Origin of the sequence: Nonomuraea sp. NPDC049421, from assembly GCF_040677005.1 — a bacterium.
GTDB lineage: Bacteria > Actinomycetota > Actinomycetes > Streptosporangiales > Streptosporangiaceae > Nonomuraea > Nonomuraea salmonea.
On the sequence record NZ_JBFAQA010000026.1, the window covers coordinates 115,741 to 130,792 of the forward strand.

General features: G+C 71.8%; 19 protein-coding genes. 8 read left to right on the top strand and 11 right to left on the bottom strand.

Annotation, left to right across the window (positions count from 1 at the left end; genetic code table 11):
• Window positions 1–73: 73 nt before the first annotated feature.
• The 3 genes from AB0K18_RS35785 to AB0K18_RS35795 are packed head-to-tail and all read right to left on the bottom strand — an operon-like array spanning window position 74 to window position 2,615.
• On the bottom strand, window positions 74–892 hold the full coding sequence (locus AB0K18_RS35785) for a TIGR03943 family protein (protein ID WP_364923571.1): 819 nt from the start codon (window positions 890–892) through the stop codon (window positions 74–76).
• A gap of 11 nt (window positions 893–903) precedes the next feature.
• Window positions 904–1,593 (bottom strand): TIGR03943 family protein, encoded by a 690-nt coding sequence (locus AB0K18_RS35790; RefSeq protein ID WP_364923574.1) that lies wholly within the window; start codon window positions 1,591–1,593, stop codon window positions 904–906.
• Window positions 1,590–2,615, bottom strand: a complete 1,026-nt coding sequence (locus AB0K18_RS35795) for a permease (RefSeq protein WP_364923577.1) — start codon at window positions 2,613–2,615, stop codon at window positions 1,590–1,592. The genes AB0K18_RS35790 and AB0K18_RS35795 overlap by 4 nt, the downstream gene beginning before the upstream one ends.
• Before the next feature lie 237 nt (window positions 2,616–2,852).
• Here AB0K18_RS35795 and AB0K18_RS35800 point away from each other — a divergent pair, with 237 nt between their 5' ends.
• The 4 genes from AB0K18_RS35800 to AB0K18_RS35815 all read left to right on the top strand — a co-directional run bounded on the left by AB0K18_RS35800 (window position 2,853) and on the right by AB0K18_RS35815 (window position 6,963).
• The gene (locus AB0K18_RS35800; protein WP_364923580.1) at window positions 2,853–3,875 is read left to right on the top strand and encodes an iron ABC transporter permease; all 1,023 of its coding nucleotides are present in this window, start codon (window positions 2,853–2,855) and stop codon (window positions 3,873–3,875) included.
• The gene (locus AB0K18_RS35805) at window positions 3,875–4,672 is read left to right on the top strand and encodes an ABC transporter ATP-binding protein (RefSeq protein WP_364923583.1); all 798 of its coding nucleotides are present in this window, start codon (window positions 3,875–3,877) and stop codon (window positions 4,670–4,672) included. Before AB0K18_RS35800 ends, AB0K18_RS35805 begins: the two co-directional genes overlap by 1 nt.
• A complete protein-coding gene (locus AB0K18_RS35810; RefSeq protein WP_364923585.1) occupies window positions 4,669–5,649 on the top strand; it encodes an ABC transporter substrate-binding protein in 981 nt (326 codons plus the stop codon). Before AB0K18_RS35805 ends, AB0K18_RS35810 begins: the two co-directional genes overlap by 4 nt.
• Before the next feature lie 84 nt (window positions 5,650–5,733).
• Window positions 5,734–6,963, top strand: coding sequence for an MFS transporter (locus AB0K18_RS35815; RefSeq protein ID WP_364923723.1), 1,230 nt, complete (start codon window positions 5,734–5,736; stop codon window positions 6,961–6,963).
• A 63-nt stretch (window positions 6,964–7,026) separates the two neighbouring features.
• On the opposite strand, the gene AB0K18_RS35820 is transcribed toward AB0K18_RS35815, so the two are convergent.
• The 8 genes from AB0K18_RS35820 to AB0K18_RS35855 form a co-directional block, all read right to left on the bottom strand.
• Window positions 7,027–7,446, bottom strand: a complete 420-nt coding sequence (locus AB0K18_RS35820; RefSeq protein ID WP_364923587.1) for a hypothetical protein — start codon at window positions 7,444–7,446, stop codon at window positions 7,027–7,029.
• Window positions 7,443–7,910 carry a MarR family winged helix-turn-helix transcriptional regulator gene (locus tag AB0K18_RS35825; RefSeq protein ID WP_364923590.1) on the bottom strand — a complete coding sequence of 156 codons (468 nt, stop codon included), beginning with the start codon at window positions 7,908–7,910 and terminating at the stop codon, window positions 7,443–7,445. The genes AB0K18_RS35820 and AB0K18_RS35825 overlap by 4 nt, the downstream gene beginning before the upstream one ends.
• On the bottom strand, window positions 7,897–8,787 hold the full coding sequence (locus tag AB0K18_RS35830; RefSeq protein ID WP_364923593.1) for an N-acyl homoserine lactonase family protein: 891 nt from the start codon (window positions 8,785–8,787) through the stop codon (window positions 7,897–7,899). The genes AB0K18_RS35825 and AB0K18_RS35830 overlap by 14 nt, the downstream gene beginning before the upstream one ends.
• A 292-nt stretch (window positions 8,788–9,079) precedes the next feature.
• Window positions 9,080–10,090, bottom strand: a complete 1,011-nt coding sequence (locus tag AB0K18_RS35835; RefSeq protein ID WP_364923596.1) for an ABC transporter substrate-binding protein — start codon at window positions 10,088–10,090, stop codon at window positions 9,080–9,082.
• On the bottom strand, window positions 10,087–10,905 hold the full coding sequence (locus AB0K18_RS35840) for an ABC transporter ATP-binding protein (RefSeq protein WP_364923599.1): 819 nt from the start codon (window positions 10,903–10,905) through the stop codon (window positions 10,087–10,089). The genes AB0K18_RS35835 and AB0K18_RS35840 overlap by 4 nt, the downstream gene beginning before the upstream one ends.
• Window positions 10,902–11,921: an iron ABC transporter permease gene (locus AB0K18_RS35845; RefSeq protein WP_364923602.1), complete on the bottom strand. Its 1,020-nt coding sequence runs from the start codon at window positions 11,919–11,921 to the stop codon at window positions 10,902–10,904. Before AB0K18_RS35845 ends, AB0K18_RS35840 begins: the two co-directional genes overlap by 4 nt.
• A 237-nt stretch (window positions 11,922–12,158) precedes the next feature.
• Window positions 12,159–12,896 (bottom strand): class I SAM-dependent methyltransferase, encoded by a 738-nt coding sequence (locus AB0K18_RS35850; protein ID WP_364923605.1) that lies wholly within the window; start codon window positions 12,894–12,896, stop codon window positions 12,159–12,161.
• Window positions 12,893–13,912 carry a GTP-binding protein gene (locus tag AB0K18_RS35855; protein ID WP_364923608.1) on the bottom strand — a complete coding sequence of 340 codons (1,020 nt, stop codon included), beginning with the start codon at window positions 13,910–13,912 and terminating at the stop codon, window positions 12,893–12,895. The genes AB0K18_RS35850 and AB0K18_RS35855 overlap by 4 nt, the downstream gene beginning before the upstream one ends.
• 197 nt (window positions 13,913–14,109) lie before the next feature.
• Between AB0K18_RS35855 and rpmG the strand changes: the two genes are divergently transcribed.
• From rpmG to rpsN, 4 genes are read left to right on the top strand one after another with little or no spacing between them, the layout of a single operon-like run.
• The gene (gene rpmG, locus AB0K18_RS35860) at window positions 14,110–14,274 is read left to right on the top strand and encodes a 50S ribosomal protein L33 (protein WP_364382251.1); all 165 of its coding nucleotides are present in this window, start codon (window positions 14,110–14,112) and stop codon (window positions 14,272–14,274) included.
• Window positions 14,271–14,516 (top strand): type B 50S ribosomal protein L31, encoded by a 246-nt coding sequence (locus AB0K18_RS35865; protein WP_364923610.1) that lies wholly within the window; start codon window positions 14,271–14,273, stop codon window positions 14,514–14,516. The genes rpmG and AB0K18_RS35865 overlap by 4 nt, the downstream gene beginning before the upstream one ends.
• A complete protein-coding gene (gene rpmB / locus AB0K18_RS35870) occupies window positions 14,516–14,752 on the top strand; it encodes a 50S ribosomal protein L28 (protein WP_364382433.1) in 237 nt (78 codons plus the stop codon). The genes AB0K18_RS35865 and rpmB overlap by 1 nt, the downstream gene beginning before the upstream one ends.
• Complete coding sequence (gene rpsN / locus AB0K18_RS35875) at window positions 14,752–15,051, top strand: 30S ribosomal protein S14 (protein ID WP_345408646.1); 300 nt, start codon at window positions 14,752–14,754, stop codon at window positions 15,049–15,051. The genes rpmB and rpsN overlap by 1 nt, the downstream gene beginning before the upstream one ends.
• The last annotated feature ends 1 nt before the right edge of the window (window position 15,052 follow it).

The window sequence follows — 15,052 nt, forward strand, 5'->3', positions numbered from 1 at the left end:
GATAATCATTGTCGGACGATTCGCGTAACCCGTCACCCCGGATGGATCAGGCGGTCAGATCGCTCAGCCAGGCTCATTCATACGGTTCGTCGGGCACCGCCACCCGCTCCACGCGGGAAGCGCTCATCTCGGGCGGAGAGTAGGCGTCCGTCCCACGAGCTTTCTGCGGAATCCAGGCGCCGGTCACCCGCACCCACGCATCGGTCTTGGGCTCGGGGACACCCTTCACCATGACCTGCATCGTGAGGGCGTCGGCGGCGCAGCAGCCGATCCGCATGCGCGTCAGGTACCAGCCGTCGTCCCGGCCCGACGGCACGGCGAAACCGGTCAGCCGGACGGTCTTGCCCCGCAGCGATCCGCTGGGGTCGTCCCATGCCAGATGGGCGAACTCGAGCATGCTCAGCACGTTCACCCGGCCGTCCTTCAGCACGATGGACCGGGCCTCGACGAGAGTCGGTGGAGGAACATGGGGGGTCTGCTCGGCCTGCCGTACGGCGAACGAGCCGAGTGCCGGAGGAGCGATCAGGAAGATCACCGCGAGCGGGGCCACCAGCGACCACGCCACCCCGTGCCCTCCTGCGTGCCCTCCTGCGTGCTCGCGCTCGTGCTCGGGTGCGGGAACGACCGGGTCACGGCCGATCAGTGCCGCCAGATGCGCCTCCTCGGCCGCGCGGGCGCGGCGGATCTCCGTTCGGCGCGCCGCGCTCCTGCTCCCGCGGTGGTCCAGAGCCTGGGCGGCCACCGCCAGGACGACCAGCGCCACGCCCGCCGTGATCACCAGCGGCCGGAACCCCGGTTTGACATAGTTGGCGACGTCCGCGGAGAAGACGGAGATCTTCAACAGCGCCCCGCCGAGCAGGAGGAGCAGCAGGTTCTGCGCGACCCGGTTCACCGGCGAGACCTCTATTCGTACGGCTCCGCCGGCCGCGCGACGGCGGTCACGGCGGTCGCCTTCAGGGCCGGGACCATGTAGTCATCCGGTATCCCGTCCCGCCACGGAATCCAGGTGCCCGTGACCGCCACCCACGAGTCCTCGGCCGGAGCGGCCACCCCCTGGACGGCCACCTCCAGCGCGAGCGCGTCGGCGGCGCAGCAGCGCACCTGCATCCGGGTCAGGTACCAGCCCCCGCCGTCCTCGGCCGGCACGGCGAAGCCGACCAGCCTGACCGTCCTGCCGGCCGGCGACGGCCCCGGCCGCGCGTAGGTGCGGCCGATGAACTCGCCCAGCGTCAGCTCCGTCACCTCGCCCCCGGCCAGCGCGTCGTAGGTCCCGTTCCTGGCGAGCGCCGGTGGGCCGTCACTCTGCCTGGCCGCGAAGGCGCCGAGCGCGGGCGGGGCGATCAGCACGATGGCGAACACCGGCACGGCCAGCAGCCACGCCACCCGCGGCCCGTGCCGGTGGGCGCCCGGCCGGTCCAGCAGGCCGCTGACGACGGACAGCAGGCCGACGACCACCAGCACCGCACCGGCCCCCACGAGCAGCGGCCGGAATCCCGGCTTGACGTAGTTGACGTACGTCGTGGAGAACGCGGAGATGCTCAGCACCGTCGCGCCCAGGATCAGCAGCACGGCGCCCTGCGCCTGGCGGCTCACGACAGCGCCAGGCCCGCGACGAAGCTGACCCCGATCCCGAGGACCAGCGTGAGCGGCGCGAAACGCCAGGCGAAGGCCCGGCCGAACGTGCCCGCCTGCAAGGCGATGAGCTTCAGGTCCACCATCGGCCCGACCACCAGGAACGCCAGCTTGGCCGTGGGGGAGAACGCCGTGAACGACGCCGCCACGAACGCGTCCGCCTCCGAGCAGATCGACAGCAGCACCGCCAGGAACGCCAGCACCAGCACGGACACGACCGGCACCCCGGCCACCGCGGCCAGCCAGTCGCGGGGGATCACCACGTTCAGGGTTGCCGCCGCCAGCGCGCCGACCACCAGGAACCCGCCGGCGTGCAGCAGGTCATGACGCATCCCGTCCACGAAGACGCTCACCTTGCCCTCGCCGGTCCCCGCGGTTCGGCGGGGCGCCGGCAGCCACGCGGCGCGCCCGAACCGGGCCCAGATCCAGCCCGCCAGTACGGCCACGGCCAGCGAGGCGCCGAACCTGGCCACCACCATCGCCGGATCGTCGGGGAAGGCCACCGCGGTGGCCACCAGCACGACCGGGTTGATCGCCGGGGAGGCCAGCAGGAACGCCAGCGCCGCCGGCGGCGCCACCCCGCGGGCCATCAGCCCGGAGGCCACCGGCACCGACGCGCACTCGCAACCGGGCAGCACCGCTCCGGCCAGGCCCGCCACCGGCACCGCCGCGTAGGGGCGCCGGGGCAGCGCCCGCGTCCAGAACGAGGCGGGCACGAAGGCGGTGATGGCCGCAGACAGCGCCACTCCCAGCACCAGGAACGGCAGCGCCTGCACGCACACCGCCACGAACACGGTCGCCCAGGTCTGCAGCGCCGGATGGGTCAGGTGGGGGGCGAGCAGGAAGCGCCCCGCCACCAGCAGGGCCACCAGGATCATGAACGCCCACGGCAGCCGGGATCCGGCCGAGCCCCGTCGTGCCTGGGACTCCGGCGGCCGGCCACCCTCCGGGACCGGCCGGTCCGCCGTACTCGGCTGCGCCATCACCCTCCCGCCCGCACTCAGGTACGCGGCAGCAGACTAGCGCGGCTGTCTCACCGCTTACGCCCGATAGTGGCGGAAGCCGGGCGTGGTGATACGGTCTGCCGGAAATGATTCTCATTTTCGGGAGTGTCCTTGAGATCGTTGCGCGAGTCAGGTTCTTCGGACTCCGGCGTCGCATCGTCGCCGGAGGTCCCGGGAGCTGAAGATCCACCCACCGGTAGAGCGGCGGGGCCGGCCATGCCGCTGATCGTCGTTCCGCTGGCCGGTGTCCTCGCGGTGTCGATGCTGCTGGCGATAGGTCTCGGCGCCGCGGCCGTGCCGCCGGGGGAGACGCTGCGCTACCTGTGGGCGGCGGTGACCGGCGGCTCGATCACGGCCGAGGAGGTCACCGCGTACCAGATCATCTGGCAGGTACGGACCCCGCGCGTGCTGCTGGCGGTGCTGGTGGGCGCCGGGCTCAGCGTGGTCGGCGTGGCCATCCAGGCGATGGTGCGCAACGCGCTGGCCGACCCGTTCGTGCTCGGCGTGTCGTCCGGGGCGTCGGCCGGAGCGGTTCTGGTCAGCGCCACCGGCGCGCTCACCGCCCTGGGGATCTACGCGGTGTCGGCCGGCGCGTTCCTCGGCGCGCTGCTCGTCTCCGCCCTGGTCTACCTGGCCTCGCGCGGCGCCGGTGGGCTGTCGCCGTTGCGGCTGGTGCTCACCGGGGTGGCGATGGCGTTCGGCTTCCAGGCCGTGATGAGCCTGATCGTGTACTTCGTCCCGGACGGCGAGTCGACCAGCACGGTGCTGTTCTGGTCGATGGGCGGCTTCGGCGCGGCGACCTGGGGAGCGCTCCCGGTCGTGGCGGTCGTCACCGTGGTCACCGTCGTGGTGCTGCGCCGCTCCGGGCGGAGCCTGGACGTGCTCGCCCTGGGCGACGAGACGTCCGTGAGCCTGGGCGTGGACACCGTCAGGCTCCGCAAGGGCCTGTTCGTGCTGACCTCGCTGGCCACGGGCGCGATGGTCGCGGTCAGCGGCGCGATCGGCTTCGTCGGGCTGGTCATGCCGCACCTGGTGCGGCTGTGGGCCGGGGCGGCACACGTACGCGTGCTCACCATCGCCCCGCTGGCCGGGGCGATCTTCATGGTCTGGGCCGACCTGGTGGCCAGGACCCTGGTGGCGCCCCGCGAGCTGCCACTGGGCGTGATCACCGCGCTGGTCGGCGTGCCGGTCTTCGTCGTCCTGCTGCGCCGCCGAGGCTACCTGTTCGGAGGCCGCTGATGACCCGCCTGCTGCTGGACGATCTCTCGGTGTCCATCGACGGCGCCCCCATCGTCAAGGAGCTGTCGCTCGCCGTCGGCGACGGGGAGGTGGTGGGGCTGGTCGGGCCCAACGGCTCGGGCAAGACGACGGCGCTGCGCTGCGTGTACCGCGCGTTGCGGCCCAGCGGCGGCGCGGTCCTCATCGACGGCAGGGACCTGTCGCAGCTGCCGCTGCGCGACAGCGCCCGGGTCATCGCCGCCCTCACCCAGGAGGGGCGGGCGGACCTGGACTTCACGGTCGAGGAGGTCGTCGCCCTCGGCCGTGCCCCTCACCTGCGCGGCAACCAGGCGCTCAGCGCCCGCGAACGTGAGCTGTGCCGCCAGGCGATGACGCGGATGGAGGTGCTGCACCTGGCCGGCCGTGGCGTGCTGTCGTTGTCCGGCGGGGAACGCCAGCGCGTCCTGGTCGCCCGGGCGCTCGTCCAGGAACCCCGGCTGCTCGTGCTCGACGAGCCGACCAACCATCTCGACCTGCACCACCAGATCCGGCTGCTGTCGATGCTCAGGGGCGCCGCGCTGAGCGTGCTGGTCACCCTGCACGACCTCAACCTGGCCGCCTCCGCCTGCGACCGGCTCGCCGTGCTCTCCCACGGCGTCCTCGTCGCGTGCGGCCCGCCCGCCGAGGTGCTCACCGAGGAGCTCCTGCGCGAGGCGTTCGGCGTCGAGGCGAGCGTCGTCCCCCATCCGCTCACCGGGGTCCCCCAGGTGCTCTACGACCTGGGCACGGCCACGACCATGAAAGGAAACCAGAAGTGAACAGACGCACCACCGCCGTGCTCCTGACCGGCGCGCTCCTGCTCGCCGGATGCGGCGCGCAGGTGGAGGGCGGCGCGAGCGCCGCGCGCACGGTGACGGTCAAGAGGTGCGGCGAGGACGTCCGGTACACCACGCCCCGCCGGGCCGTCGTCTACGAGGGCGGCAGCGCCGACAAGCTGTTCGCCCTCGGCCTGACCCGGCACGTGCACGGCTACGTGATGCCACCCGCCAACCCGCCGGTCACCGAGTCGCCCTGGGCGGCCGAGTACGCCAAGGTGAAGTTCCTCAGCGACGACCTGCTCAACCGGGAGCTCGTCGTGGACGCCAAGGCCGACTTCGTGGTCGCCGGCTGGCGCTCCGGCTTCAGCGACCAGCGCGGCATCACCCCCGAGATCCTCGACGGGCTGAAGATCCAGAGCTTCATGCACACCGAGTCGTGCTTCAACTATCCCGGCCACCCCGAGCGGGTGGCGCCGTTCGAGGCCCTCTACACCGACCTCGAACGCCTCGGCAAGATCTTCGGCGTCGAGGCCAGGGCCCAGGAACTGATCGCCGGCTACCGCAAGCGCGTCGAAGCGGTCCAGGCGCAGGCGCCCAAGGGCGACCCGACTCCTGTCTTCCTGTACGACTCGGGCACGGACAAGCCGTTCACCGCGGGCAGCCAGGTGCCGCCCACCGACATCATCCGCTTCGCCGGCGGCCGCAACATCTTCGGCGACCTGGACGCGCGGTGGGGCGAGGTCACCTGGGAGGCCGTGGTCGAGGCCAAGCCGGAAGTCATCGTCATCCTGGACTACGGGGACAAGCCCGCCACGGAGAAGATCAAGTTCTTGAAGGAGTTCCCCACCACCAGCAAGCTGCCCGCCGTGGTCAACGATCGTTTCTACGTCCTGGACTACAACGAGGGCATCAGCGGGCCGCGCAACATCGACGGCCTGGAAGGGTTCGCGAAATACCTGCGTGAGCTCCAGACGTGACCGGGTGAGTACCGGAGCATGTTGTAGATCACAAGTCTCGTTCGTCCCCCGTCCCCTTGGAGGAGGCCACCTGTGAGCGCACCGATGACCACCGGCTCGGAGACGTCGCCGTCCGCGGCGCGGTCCATCCTGCGCGAGAGGCGGTTTCTTCGGCTGTGGTGCGGCACCACCGCCTCGGGGCTGGCGACCTGGGCGCTGCCGTTCGTGCTGGGGCTCGCCGTGCTGGACCGCGAGCTCACCGCCGCCGGTCTCGGGATCGTGCTGGCCACCCGGACCGTCGGCTTCCTCGCCGCGGTGCCGATCAGCGGGGTCCTGGCCGATCGGTACTCGCGCCGCGGCGTCGTGTGGTGGGCCGGACTGGCCGCCGCGCTCGCCACCCCGTTCATCGCGCTCGGGCTCGGACGGTCGATCCCGCTCATGGCCGTGGCGGCGGCGGTCGTCGGCGCGGGCCAGGGGGCGTGCCGGCCCGCGTTCCAGGCGCTCACGGCCGAGGTCGTGGACGCCGGTCGCCGCCGGCAGGCCAACGCCGCCATGACCCTGGCCGTGCGCGTCACCACCCTCGTCGCGCCGGCGGGCACGGCGTTGCTGGCCGCCGTCCTGAACACCTGGTGGCTGCTGATCGGCACCGGGCTGCTGTGGCTGGCCGCCGCCGTGCTGCCGCCCCGGGGCCTGCCCGCCCCGGCCCGCGAGGCGGACGGCGTGCGGTTCTTCGCGGAGTTCGGCGAAGGCGTGCGCGAGGCGCGCCGGCACCCGTGGTTCCTCGCCGGGCTGGGCGCGCTGGCCGCCGTCATCTTCACCGGCTACTCGGCCACCGGCGTGGCGCTCCCGCTGGTCAGCCGCGACCGCTACGGCACGGAGGCGGTCCTGGCGGCGGCGCTCACCGCCTACACCCTCGGCGCCCTCGCCGGCGCGCTGCTCGTGGCCCGCTGGACTCCGCGTGCCCAGGGCCGGGCCGCGCTCGCCGGCCTGGCCCTGTACGGCTTCGCGCCGCTCAGCCTGCTGCTCCCGGTGCACCCGGCGGTGGTATTCGCCGCGTACGCGCTGGCCGGGCTGGGCATCGAGGTGTTCAACGTGCCCTGGTTCACCGCCACGCAGCGCGAGGTCGAGCCGCGCCTGCTGGCCCGGGTCTCCTCACTCGACTTCCTCGTCTCCTACGGTCTGGCCCCCGTCGGCCTCGCCTTCCTCGCCCCGGCCATCGAGGCCTTCGGCTGGCAGCCGGTCCTGGCCGGATGCGCGCTGGTGTGCTTCCTCGCCCCGGCCGCCGCGGCCCTGGTCCCCAGCAGCCGCGGCTTCTCCCGACCGGAGAGGTGCTGAAGATGCCTTTCGGTATCCGGCGCCGGGGCGGCCTTCCCGCCTGCGGCGCGTCCAGGCGGCGACCTACCCCACCGGCGCCGATTTCGCGGCGACCGTCCGCGCGAGTCGCTCCAGCCGTAGTCCGGCGACTCCGCGATAGGCCCGGCTCAGCAGGGCCGCGAGAGGACCCGTGTGCGTGAAGTCGTGCCGGACGATCGTCTGCGCGCCGTGCCGGCGCAGGAGCCAGTTGCCCTCCTCGGAGAACCCGGGGACCTGCCATGCGGTGACGATCAGGTCCGGCCGGATGTCCTGGTAGCCGAAATGACCCGGCAGCCCAGGCCGGACGGTGATCCGGTACTCATGGCCGACGGCGGCCTCCGGCGGCCCGTCGATGCTGTGGAACGCGGGATTCCATCCGGGCAGTGCGAGCGGGTCCAGCAGGAGGCCGCGCACCCGCTCAGGCGAGGCGTCGACGGTCAGGACGGCCTCTTCTACGGCGTTCATGGGGTCGCCTTCCGGTTGGTGCGGCGCGACACGGCCTGCCCGGCGGGGAACGCGTCGGCGAAGGTGCGGAGCAACGCGAGGGTCTCCTGGACGGGCGCGCCTTCGATGAGTTCGTCGATCGTCTGGTACAGCCGCTGTTCGACGCCTGCGATCTCGGCGGCGAGGCGTTCCCCCTCCTCGGTGAGGACGAGGGTGACCTGCCGCCGATCGGCCGGGTCGGTCTCGCGGCCGATGAGCCCCGCGAGGACGAGCCGGTCCACCAGGCGGCTGGGGCTGCCGCCGGTCTCGCAGACGAGCAGTTGTCCCAAGCCGAGCAGCGTCAGCGGCTGGTGATCGGCCAGCACGCGGATGACCTCGGCCTGGGAGGGGGTCACGCCGAGCGGCCGCAGCTCGGTCGCGAGGAGGCGGTTGCCTTCACGCTGGATCGCCAGGATGAGGTAGCGCAGTTCTTCAGCCGGCCGCATGTGCCACGGCCCCGGTCGCGAGCGCGGCGGCCAGGCGGTCGGCCGCCGCCGGGTCATGAGCCGCCAGGACGGCCAGGTCCGGCATCTTCTGGCGCAAGGCGTTGACCTTGGCCACGGCGTCGCGCATCTGCTTCTTGTCTCCCACGCCCGGCAGTTCGCCGGCGAACAGCAGGTCGGCGTCGTAGGTGAGGTCGCCGACCATCAGCAGCGGCGCATGGCCGGGCCGCCGGACCAGCATCGACAGCGATCCGGGGGTGTGGCCGGCGGTGGGCAGGAGCACCAGGCTTCCGTCGCCGAACAGATCGTGGCCGTCGGTGAAGGGCGCCAGCGTCGGATCGGCCAGCGGCTCGGGGGCGACCCGCTTCCAGTTCAGCCCGGGAAGCTCGATGTGCGAGCGCATCAAACCGCGCATCTCCGGGAGGGGCGCGCTCAGCGAGTTCCATTCGTCACGGCTGACCACGATGTCGGCGTGCCCGAGCAGCGGAAGCCCGCCGATGTGGTCCTGATGGAGGTGGGAGATCACCGCCGTGTTCACGTCCTGGACGCGGTAGCCCAGCTCGGACAGGCCCGCGGCGAGCGTCTCGGTCGGGCCGATCTCGAACTTCGCCAGGCGTGAGTAGACCAGCCCGTTGAGCCCTCCGGGGAAGTAGGCCGGGTCGGTGACCGACGCGCGGTCCTGCCCGGTGTCGAACAGGACCACACCATCGCGGTGTTCGATCACGTACACGTTGATCGGCCGTGCGGCGGTCCACCGCGTGGAGGTGAAGAGCCACACGTAGGTGTTCTTCCATGTCGGCCCCACGTGCTCGGGACGGATGGCCACCGAGCCGGTGCTGATCACCGAGATGTTCTTGATCGGGTCCGTTGAGAAGGTCATCACGCGCTCCCTGCCAGATTGAATGTCGTGTCATTAGATTACACGACATTCAAGCGCCAGGTCCGCCAGGTCCGGTGAGCGCAGGCCCGGCCCGGGGGCTGCCCGGTTCGCTGATCGCCCCAGAGACCTGATGTGACGCCGACCGCATCCAGGACCTGATCGGCCGGTTCGCCGCCCGGCCCGGGTTGTCCGCCGGCTTCGTCCGCGCGTGGCACGCAGGCGAGGGCTGGACCCTGCGCCCGCGCGCCGGAGCATGACGTCGTGCGTTCCGGGCCGGTGCGCGGATCACGGCTCAGAACGCGTCGGGGTAGAGCCGCTCCGCGATCTGCCGCACGATCGAGACGTTGCCCAGCGTTCCGGGGAACACGTCGGCGCTGGAGACCGCGATCAGCCGGTCATCGCGCACCGCCGGCATGTCCGGGAACGTAGCGGTGAGGTACTTGCGGGTCGCGGCCTCGTGCTTGTCGTCGTACACCGAGAACACCAGCGCGTCGGGCCGCTCGGCCGCGAGGGACTCGGGCGTGATCGTCGCGGCGAAGAACTTCGCGAACGCCGGCTGCTCGGGAGTGTAGACGTTGTCCGCCCCCGCCAGGCGAAGGATGTCGTACTCGACGCCGGCGCCGATGGCCTGCAGGGTAGTGCCGTCGACGTACACCTGCGCGACGCGCAGCCTTTTCACGCCGGCGAGCGCCTTGGCGACCTTGTCGAGCTCGGCCCGGCTCTTCGCGATGAGGCCGGCGGCGGCGTCGTCCACGCCGAAGATCTTCCCGATGTTCTCCAGATCGGTGAACAGATCCGTGACCTCGCCGGTCATACGCCGGTCCTTGCACCCGCCGTTGGCGACGTAGACGGAGACTCCGGCCTGCTCGAGCTGCTCGATGCTGGCGAAGCCCTGCTCAGCGGTGAACTCGTAGGTGGTGGGCGAGTAGACGAAGTCCGGCTTGACGGCCAGCAGGTCCTCACGGCTGGGCGGGGTGACTCCGCCGATCACCGGAATGCCCGCGGCAAGCGGCGCCACGTCCTCCGGCAGTGCCTGTGCCTTGGCCTGGGCCTGCCCGGCGATGCGGTCGGCCAGGCCGAGACGCAGCAGCAGCTCGGTCTGCGCCGGGTGCATGCCGACGGCTGCCTTCGGAGCGTCGCTGACGACGACCTTGCGGCCGCAGTTCTCCAGCGTCACCGCGGCGGCCGCGCCGGCTCCCGGGGGGGCCGGGGCCACGGAGGTGCCGCAGCCGGCGAGAAGCAACGCCACGGCGGCGCTCGCGATGGCGGCGGAACGTGCGGGAAGGCGAGAGGGGCGCGTCATATGGGTGTGCTGCTTTCTGTTCGGGTGGAGGCCACGTCGGCGGGGTCGCCGCTCGCATCGAGGCGGCGGAAGGCGAAGACAGGTTCATCGGGGTCGCCGAGGACGCGGACGTCCACGCCGAAGGTGGTGCGGATCAGCTCAGGGCTGAACACCTGCGCCGGCGGCCCGGCGGCGACGATGCGACCGGCGGCGAGCACGACGACACGGTCGCAGTACTGGGTCGCGAGGTTCAGGTCGTGCAGGGCGGCGATCACGGTGCGTCCCAGGCTGCGCACCGTGCTCATCAGCTCGTGCTGGTGGCTGATGTCGAGATGGTTGCTCGGTTCGTCCAGCACCAGCACGGGGCTCTCCTGCGCGAGAGCGCGGGCGAGCATGACACGCTGCCGCTGACCTCCGGAGAGGGTGGCGACCATGCGGTCGCCGAGGTCGGTGATCTCGGCGCGGCGCATCGCCTCGTCCACGATGCGCATATCGCCGGGGGTGTCCCGGCCGAAGGAGGCGTGGTGCGGGGCGCGGCCGAGCAGCACCGTCTCCTGGACGCTGAGGTCGAAGTCGGTCACCGGGTCCTGGAGCATGACCGCCACCGCTCGCGCCGACTGCCTGCCGCTCAGGCGCTGCACGTCCTGCCCGTCGAGACGCACCATGCCCTGACGTGGCTTCAGCGCGCGGTAGAGCGTACGCAGCAGGGAGGACTTCCCGCTGCCGTTCGGCCCTACCAGGCCCACCACCGTGCCCGATTCAACGGTCAGCGACGCCTGTCGCACCACGTCCCGGCCACCGAGGGCGACGGTGACGTCGTCGAACTCCACCCTCATCGGCCGAACCCCGCACGCTCGGCCCCGTTCCGCCGCATCAGCCACAGGAAGAACGGAGCGCCGACGAATGCGGTGAGGATGCCCAGGGGGATCTCCGTCGGCGCCGCGACCGTACGCGCCAGCAGGTCTGCGATCATCAGGAACACCGCCCCGCCCAGCACCGTCACCGGCAGCATCCGCCGATGGTCCGCACCCACCGCGATCCGCGCGATGTGCGGGACGACCAGCCCGACGAACCCGATCCCGCCGGCGACCGAGACCACGGTGCCGGTCAGCAGCGACGCCACCACCAGCAGCAGCCCGCGCAACCGGGAGGCGTTCACCCCCAGCGAGACCGCCGACTCGTCCCCGGTCAACAGCGCGTTCAGCGACCGTGCCAGCAGCGCCGCGATCACCCCGGCCACCGCGAGCGCGACGGCCGGGCCGATCAGGCTCGGCATCGACGCCGCCGACACGCTCCCCAGCAGGAAGAACAGCACGCTGACGACGTTCTGCGCGTCCGTGGAGATCGTCAGATAGCTCGTCACCGCGCTCAGCAGGGTTCCCAACGCGACACCGGCCAGAATCATCCGCATCGGCGACAACGCTCCGTCCTTCCGCGCCAACGCCCCGACGCCGGCACAGGCCGCCAAGGCGCCCGCGAACGCGGCCACGTTCAACGACAACCCGCCCAAAGCGGCCGAGCCGAACACGATCACCAGCACCGCCCCGACGCTCGCCCCTGAGGACACGCCCAGAATGTAGGGTTCGGCGAGCGGATTGCGGACTGTGACCTGCATCAATGCGCCCGCCAGCGCCAACCCGGCACCGGCCAGCGCCGCCAGCAGCGTTCGCGGCAGCCGGAACTGCCACACCGCCTGATCCTGCAACGGCGTCAACGTCCCGTCCGACATCCACGGCATCCCCGGAACCAGATGCCCGATCACGATCTGAGCCGCCTCCGCCACGCTCACCGGCACCGATCCCACCGCACCGGACAGCACGACCAGAACCCATGCCGTGACCGCAAGCGCCACGCAGAGCAGCCCTGTGCGTCGTGCCAGGCGACGCCGCGCGCGACCAGGCGGCTTTGTCGAATCGTCAGAGGGGGAGGAGCGCTGAGAGGAACCTAAGTACACGACGCGGCATGCTATCGGTAATGACTATCGTTATCAATTTCGCCGACGCCCTCCGAGATCAGCCGAGTCGGGGTCTCAGCTTGGCGATCGAGGCGAGAGCGCGAGGTCCACAGGGTTGCCGTCCCGTGCCACGCCTCACCCGGGTGATCCCGTGATGCACCACAGTCCCAGCTCGGCCGGGCCGGTGGGCGTGGCATGCAGGCCGTGCCCGGCGAGTTCGGCCTTGAGCCGGTCCGGGGCGAGGAGCCACCAGGCGTACTCGACCTCCACCTCCTCGGCCGGTTCCCCGTCCTGGAAGGCGCGGTAGGTCATGTGCCAGGTGATCTGGTCGGGCCCGGAGGGTTCTGCGCGGCCCCAGCCCTCGTACCGTCGCCGCCCTATGCGCAGCTCGGAGAACCGGGTCTGCGGCACGGCGACGGGTTCGGCCGGAGGCTGGAGGTTGAGCACGGCCCGGCCGCCGGGCAGCAGGCGTTCGGCCAGCAGCCGCCAGATCGTACGGCGGTCGCCGGGGCCGAAGTGGCCGATGACGTTCATGGCGACCAGCGTGCCCAGGCGGGGCGGCAGCGTGGCCTGGAGCAGGCCGCCCGGCAGCACGGTCACGCGGTCGCGCAGGCCGGGGTCGTCGTTGACCCTGGCGAGCAGGACCGCGCGCAGCCCTGGCGACGGCTCCACGGCGTGGATCTCCGCCCCCGGCAGTGTCCGCGCGATCACGCGGGTGCCGTGGCCGCCTCCGGCGCCCACGTCCACGACGGGCCCGGGGGCTCCGCGCAGCGCCTCGGCCAGCGTGGGGGCCAGCGCCGTCCAGGGCGCGGCGAGCATGATGTCCACGAACTCCGCGGAACGCTCGTACTCGTCGCTCACATGAGGCTTCACGTGCTCTCCTCCAGGTTCAGTACGGGGGCGAAGGGGTCGTCGTATCGGGCCCACGCCGCGGCGCCCGGCAGCAGGTCCCCGTGATCGGTGAGGCAGGAGTCGAGCAGGCCGCAGATGCGGTCGTGGTCGACGTCAGGCCCGGTGAAGACCAGGTGCTGGACGCGGTCGCCGATGATCGGGTTCCAGTCCAGGGCGGCGGCGGCCCGGCGGGCCGGGGAGACCAGCTCCCAGGCGGCCTCGGGCAGTGCCGCCAGCCAGGGGCCGGCGTCCCGCACGGAGACCACCCCGGCCACGGCGTCCCAGGCCAGCATGCGTTCGTGCCGGTTGGCCAGCCAGAACCGGCCGCGAGAGCGGACCGTGGTGGTGACGAGCTCGTCCATGACGTCGAACAGCCGGCCGGGGTGGAGCGGGCGCAGCCGGTGCCAGACGACCGTGGTGACCTCGCCGGCCCGCCCGTCCGCGGGGAACTGGGCGGTGGCCGGGTCGACGCGTTCGGCGAGTTCGCGGACGTCCAGCGTGGGGCCCGTGGGGTCGGGGACGGTGACGATCGGCGTGTGCGGGGCCAGGTGGCCGAGCACGGCGGCCGACAACTCGGCGTCCTCGGCGTCGCCACCGTGCAGCGACAGGCTGGTGGCGTACTCGATCTGGCGGGCCAGCACCTCGGCCAGGTGCCGATGATCGCCGGCCGTCGCGGTCCGGCAGGTGTCGGCCAGGCGGTCGCCCCGGCAGATGTCCACGGGCAGGTGCCCGGCGTCCAGCGCCGTGTGCACGCAGGCCAGGCGGAGATGGCCGGCACGGGCCAGGGCTTCGGCCACCGGGCGCGGCTCGACCGAGTCACCGAGGTCGATGATCAGCAGCGGCGCGCCGGGGGAGTCGCGGGCCACCCGCTCGGCCTGGCCCGCGGTGATGCCGTGACCGATGGTGATGGCTCCTGGATGGCGGCGCAGCAGGCGATCGACCGCCTCGGCCCGGGCGCAGCCGTACAGGCCCCCGACGAGGGCGACGGGAATGGGCACAGTGCCTCCAACAGGTTCAGATGCCGGTGCGCGAGCTTCACCTCGTGGGGTGCCGGCAGCCGCTCGATCGTGGCGGTACGCGCCGTGGCGTGCATGCCCGCGACGAGGACTGTGCGGGTCGGCATGAAGCCTCCGTTGCAACAATGAAAACCGTTGTCGTTATCATGGCATGAGTTCGCCCATGGGAAGGAACCGTTTTGGCTAGAAATGAGGTGCGACCCGTGATCAAACTCCGATCCACGGCCGGCACCGGCTACACGTACGTGACGAGGAAGAGCCGCAGGAACACCCCCGACAGGCTCACCTTGCGCAAGTACGACCCGACCATCCGTCGGCACGTCCTCTTCCGGGAGGAACGATGAAGAAGGGCATCCACCCGGAGTACCGGCCGGTCGTCTTCCGCGACCCCGGCGCGGACTTCGCGTTCCTCACCCGCTCGACGATCAGCAGCGACAAGACGATCGAGTGGACGGACGGCAACACGTACCCGGTGGTGGACGTCGACGTGTCGTCGGCGAGTCACCCGTTCTACACCGGCCGCAGCCGCGTCCTCGACACCGCCGGGCGCGTCGAGCGGTTCAACCAGCGCTACGGGAGGGCCTGATGTCCGCGCACTGCCAGCTCACCGGCGTCAAGCCGGTCTTCGGTAACAACGTCTCCCACTCCCACCGCCGCACCCGGCGCCGCTGGAACCCCAACATCCAGCAGCGCCGCTACTGGTTGCCCAGCGAGGACCGCTACGTCCGGCTCACCGTCAGCGCCCGCGCGATCAAGACCATCGACAAGATCGGCGTCGAGGCGGCCGTCGCGCGGATCCGCGCCAGGGGAGAGAAGGTCTGATGGCGAAGAAGAGCAAGATCGCCGCCAATGAGCGGCGCAAGGCCGTCGTCCTGCGTTACGCCGAACGGCGCGCGCGGCTGAAGGAGGTCATCCGCACCGGCACGCCGCAGGAGCGGGCGGACGCCGTACGCGAGCTGTCCCGGCAGCCACGCGACGCCAGCGCCACCCGCGTGCGCAACCGCGACTCCGTCGACGGCCGCCCTCGCGGGCACCTGACCAAGTTCGGGCTCTCCCGGGTGCGGTTCCGCGAGATGGCCCACCGCGGCGAGCTGCCCGGCATCACGAAGGCGAGCTGGTAGC

Coding starts and splice junctions, on each gene's coding strand:
- AB0K18_RS35830 (WP_364923593.1), bottom strand. CDS start 8,787: ATGACCTTCTCAACGGACCCGATCAAGAACATCTCGGTGATCAGCACC.
- AB0K18_RS35840 (WP_364923599.1), bottom strand. CDS start 10,905: ATGAGGGTGGAGTTCGACGACGTCACCGTCGCCCTCGGTGGCCGGGAC.
- AB0K18_RS35800 (WP_364923580.1), top strand. CDS start 2,853: ATGCCGCTGATCGTCGTTCCGCTGGCCGGTGTCCTCGCGGTGTCGATG.
- AB0K18_RS35835 (WP_364923596.1), bottom strand. CDS start 10,090: ATGACGCGCCCCTCTCGCCTTCCCGCACGTTCCGCCGCCATCGCGAGC.
- AB0K18_RS35815 (WP_364923723.1), top strand. CDS start 5,734: ATGACCACCGGCTCGGAGACGTCGCCGTCCGCGGCGCGGTCCATCCTG.
- rpmB (WP_364382433.1), top strand. CDS start 14,516: ATGTCCGCGCACTGCCAGCTCACCGGCGTCAAGCCGGTCTTCGGTAAC.
- AB0K18_RS35825 (WP_364923590.1), bottom strand. CDS start 7,910: ATGCGGCCGGCTGAAGAACTGCGCTACCTCATCCTGGCGATCCAGCGT.
- rpsN (WP_345408646.1), top strand. CDS start 14,752: ATGGCGAAGAAGAGCAAGATCGCCGCCAATGAGCGGCGCAAGGCCGTC.
- AB0K18_RS35865 (WP_364923610.1), top strand. CDS start 14,271: ATGAAGAAGGGCATCCACCCGGAGTACCGGCCGGTCGTCTTCCGCGAC.
- AB0K18_RS35820 (WP_364923587.1), bottom strand. CDS start 7,446: ATGAACGCCGTAGAAGAGGCCGTCCTGACCGTCGACGCCTCGCCTGAG.
- AB0K18_RS35795 (WP_364923577.1), bottom strand. CDS start 2,615: ATGGCGCAGCCGAGTACGGCGGACCGGCCGGTCCCGGAGGGTGGCCGG.
- AB0K18_RS35805 (WP_364923583.1), top strand. CDS start 3,875: ATGACCCGCCTGCTGCTGGACGATCTCTCGGTGTCCATCGACGGCGCC.